This is a genomic window from Ligilactobacillus sp., from assembly GCF_036846325.1.
In the GTDB taxonomy this organism is placed as follows: Bacteria; Bacillota; Bacilli; order Lactobacillales; family Lactobacillaceae; genus Ligilactobacillus.
In genome coordinates, this window is record NZ_DAIUCE010000139.1 from 1 (window position 1) to 3,424 (window position 3,424).

Here is a 3,424-nt window from a genome sequence, read left to right on the forward strand (position 1 = left end):
AGGTATCATTAAACTATCTATATGTGCAGAAGGGATGTTTTTATGGCACGGCAGGATCTTTTGGAATTTTTGAAACAGGGGTTGGACGCTCTGGATTTCAAAGGCGACGTTTCGCTTGACTGGGACAAAAAGAGTCATTCGTTTGTCGTCGATCTGGTTTTTTACATCGAAAACAAGGCAGGACAGAAGATAGAAGATGCGGACGGAATATTGTCGGATGAACCGATTATCGCATTCAGCGATGCGATTTTGATCTATGACGGCAAAAAGGGCCTTGCAGGATACGATGCGGATGATTTTTTGGCCTGTCTTTCGTTTGACGGCAAGGAAGGCTGGAGTCTTGCTTACGGAAGGGCTTTTTTGACCTATTTGCAGATAATCATGGACAATGGGACAAAAGATCTCTTGAAGTTTTTTGAAGACGAAGAAGATGAAATTTTTGAACTCGAATGGTCAGATGAAGAATTCGACCGACTTTTGAAAAATGCAGAGTCTGAATATCCAAAACAGTCTTTGCGTTATCCCAAATTCTAACTGGAGGAATTATTTTGGAATGGACAGAACTGGTCGTTGAAACGACCCTTGAAGCAAGCGATGCAGTCGTTGAAATTTTGATGCAAAACGGTGCAGGCGGCGTGCAGTTTGATGATGAAAACGGAAATGACGATTTGAAGATTATTACTTATTTTCCTGAAAGCAAACCAGTCGTTGAGCTTTCGCGCGATTTGAAACAAAAAGTTTTGGGATTGGCAGACTTCGGCTTGGATCCTGGCAAGGCGAACGTTTTCGTAAGGACAAACGATGACGCAAGCTGGGTTGACGCCTGGAAAAAGTACTATCATCCCGTCAGAGTGACGCGTTATCTGACGATCGTGCCGAGCTGGGAAGAATATGTACCTCAAAGCACTGACGAACAGGTGATTCTGCTTGATCCCGGCAAGGCTTTCGGAACGGGCACGCATCCGACGACAAGACTTGCTTTGCTTGGACTTGAGACAACGATTCGCGGCGGCGAAAAGATGATTGACGTCGGTACCGGTTCCGGTGTTTTGAGCATTGCTGCCTGCAAGCTCGGCGCAAAGGACGCGTTGGCCTATGACGTTGACGATGAAGCCATCAAGGCTTGCGACGTTAATCTGAAGCTCAATCCTGAAGAAAGATCGAAGATTCACGTTGCGACAAATGACCTGCTGAACGGAGTCGATGAAAAGGTCGACCTGATCTGCGCGAATATTCTGGCGGAAATCATCGTTCCGCTCATTCCGCAAGCATTCAATTGCTTAAATGACGGCGGAATCTTCATCACTTCCGGCATCATCAGCGACAAGGCCGATTTGATCGAAGAAAAATTGCAAAATGAAGGCTTTGTCATCGATCAGATTTCACGGATGAAAGACTGGTTTTCAATCGTTGCGCACAAGCCAGGCGAGGGTGAAGAATAATGCAGCGCTATTTTTCAGAGCAGAATTTTTCCGGAAATACATTGAATCTATCGGAAGACGTTTACAAGCATGCCGTCGTTGTCATGAGGATGAAAGCAGGCTCAAAGTTTGAGCTCGTGACGCCGGACAAAATCGTTCACGTCATGGAGCTGGTCACGATCGATTCGGCCAAAAAGCAGGCGGTTGCCCATGAATGCGAGCGTTTTGAGCATCGGGTCGAACTTCCGGTTGAAGCAACGATCGTTTGCGGATTGCCTAAAAACGACAAAACGGATCTGATCGTCATGAAAGCTACGGAACTGGGAGTTTCAAAGATCGTCTTTTTTGCCGGCGACTGGTCCGTAGCGCGCTGGGCCAAGCAAAAGCAGGCCAAAAAATTGGAACGCCTGCAAAAAATTGCCAAGTCGGCGGCAGAACAGTCGCACAGAACGACGATCCCTGAAGTTTCTTATCTGGACGGCTTGGAAGATCTTTTGCCGGATGAAGACACGGTCGGACTTTGTGCCTACGAAGAATCGGCCAAGGCCGGTGAAAAAGGGATGCTGGTCAAAGTTTTCGACGTGCTTAAGACCGGTGAAAAGAAGAAAGTCACGGCCGTTTTTGGCCCGGAAGGAGGAATAAGCCCCAAAGAAGTCGAACTGCTGAAGAAAAAAGGATTTTCTTTTGCCGGATTAGGCCCAAGGATCATGCGAGCGGAAACGGCTCCTTTATACTTTTTATCGGCTCTTTCATTTGCATTGGAACTAGAGTAAAATAGTAGACAATAAACGAATTAATTTTTGCGAAGAGAGGTCAGTTATGGAAAATCGCAGTCTCAGTATTCAACGCATCATCTGGTATTTGGCGATTGCAACAGCCTTTGCATTCGTCGTTCCGATCCTGTTCACGTATTTAAATACGACCGACGTACATCGAATCGGAATAATTTTATTTGGAATCTATGTTGTTTATGCCGTTGTTGTCGGACTTTATGCGGGAAAATCAAATGAGCATTTTTGGGTACTGCTGTTTTTCCCGATATTGTATCTTATCGGATATCGATTTTTCTTCGATGGATACGCAAGATACTTTACGGTTGTTTACCTTGGCTTGAGCTTTGCGGCATACGGCATAACGAAAGACTGAAGCCGCGGTAAGAAGTGTTTTCTTGCCTGCTCGGGCGGGACGACACGGTTGTTCCGCCTTTTTTAAAATCTTATTGGGATTGCTAGGAGTTGTTGTTATGGAAAAAGAAAACATCTGGAGTGCACAGGACGTGATCGGAATGTGCGAAAAATACATGAATGAGGATCATGTGGCAATGGTTCGCAAGGCTTGCGACTTTGCATCGTACGTTCATCGAGAACAATTCAGAAAATCTGGGGAACCCTACATTATTCATCCGATTCAGGTTGCCGGAATTTTAGCAGATTTGAAAATGGATCCTGAAACGGTCAGTGCAGGCTTTTTACATGACGTTGTCGAAGACACGCCCGTTACTTTGGGGGATGTCGGCGAACTTTTCGGAAAAGACGTCGAGGTCATCGTTGACGGCGTAACCAAGCTCAGCAAGATTCGCTATAAATCGCATCAGGAACAGCTGGCTGAAAATCACCGCAAGCTGCTTTTGGCAATGTCAAAGGATTTGCGCGTGATTATCGTCAAACTTGCAGACAGGCTCCACAACATGAGGACGCTGGGGCATCTGCGTCCCGACAAGCAGAGAAGGATTGCCAACGAAACGCTTGAAATCTATGCGCCGTTGGCAGATCGACTCGGGATCAGCACAATCAAATGGGAATTGGAAGACATTTCTCTTCGCTACCTTAATCCCCAGCAATACTATCGCATCGTTCATCTGATGAATTCAAAGCGTGAAGAACGCGTTCAATATATCGACGAAGCCATTAATGAGATCAAAGAAGCAATTGCTGATCTGCATTTGGAGTGCGAAATCTACGGACGACCAAAGCACATCTATTCGATTTATCACAAGATGCGCG

The 3,424-nt window shown here is 45.9% G+C and carries 5 protein-coding genes; all 5 read left to right on the plus strand.

Features of this window, described 5'->3' with window-relative positions:
* The first annotated feature begins 42 nt into the window (after positions 1 to 42).
* Positions 43 to 534, plus strand: coding sequence for a DUF3013 family protein (locus V7Z60_RS09320; RefSeq protein WP_334117541.1), 492 nt, complete (start codon positions 43 to 45; stop codon positions 532 to 534).
* A gap of 14 nt (positions 535 to 548) precedes the next feature.
* Entirely contained in the window at positions 549 to 1,442 is an 894-nt protein-coding gene (gene prmA / locus V7Z60_RS09325; protein ID WP_334117542.1) for a 50S ribosomal protein L11 methyltransferase, read from the plus strand.
* Positions 1,442 to 2,194, plus strand: a complete 753-nt coding sequence (locus V7Z60_RS09330; protein WP_288552599.1) for an RsmE family RNA methyltransferase — start codon at positions 1,442 to 1,444, stop codon at positions 2,192 to 2,194. Before prmA ends, V7Z60_RS09330 begins: the two co-directional genes overlap by 1 nt.
* A gap of 46 nt (positions 2,195 to 2,240) precedes the next feature.
* Complete coding sequence (locus V7Z60_RS09335) at positions 2,241 to 2,567, plus strand: hypothetical protein (RefSeq protein WP_003698544.1); 327 nt, start codon at positions 2,241 to 2,243, stop codon at positions 2,565 to 2,567.
* 97 nt (positions 2,568 to 2,664) lie between these two features.
* Positions 2,665 to 3,424 (plus strand): HD domain-containing protein (locus V7Z60_RS09340; protein ID WP_334117543.1); only part of this gene is annotated, 760 nt, incomplete at its 3' end.

What these genes read in the sequence shown, in the direction of transcription:
- V7Z60_RS09320 (WP_334117541.1), top strand. Translation starts at nt 43, where the DNA reads ATGGCACGGCAGGATCTTTTGGAATTTTTGAAACAGGGGTTGGACGCT.
- V7Z60_RS09330 (WP_288552599.1), top strand. Translation starts at nt 1,442, where the DNA reads ATGCAGCGCTATTTTTCAGAGCAGAATTTTTCCGGAAATACATTGAAT.
- V7Z60_RS09335 (WP_003698544.1), top strand. Translation starts at nt 2,241, where the DNA reads ATGGAAAATCGCAGTCTCAGTATTCAACGCATCATCTGGTATTTGGCG.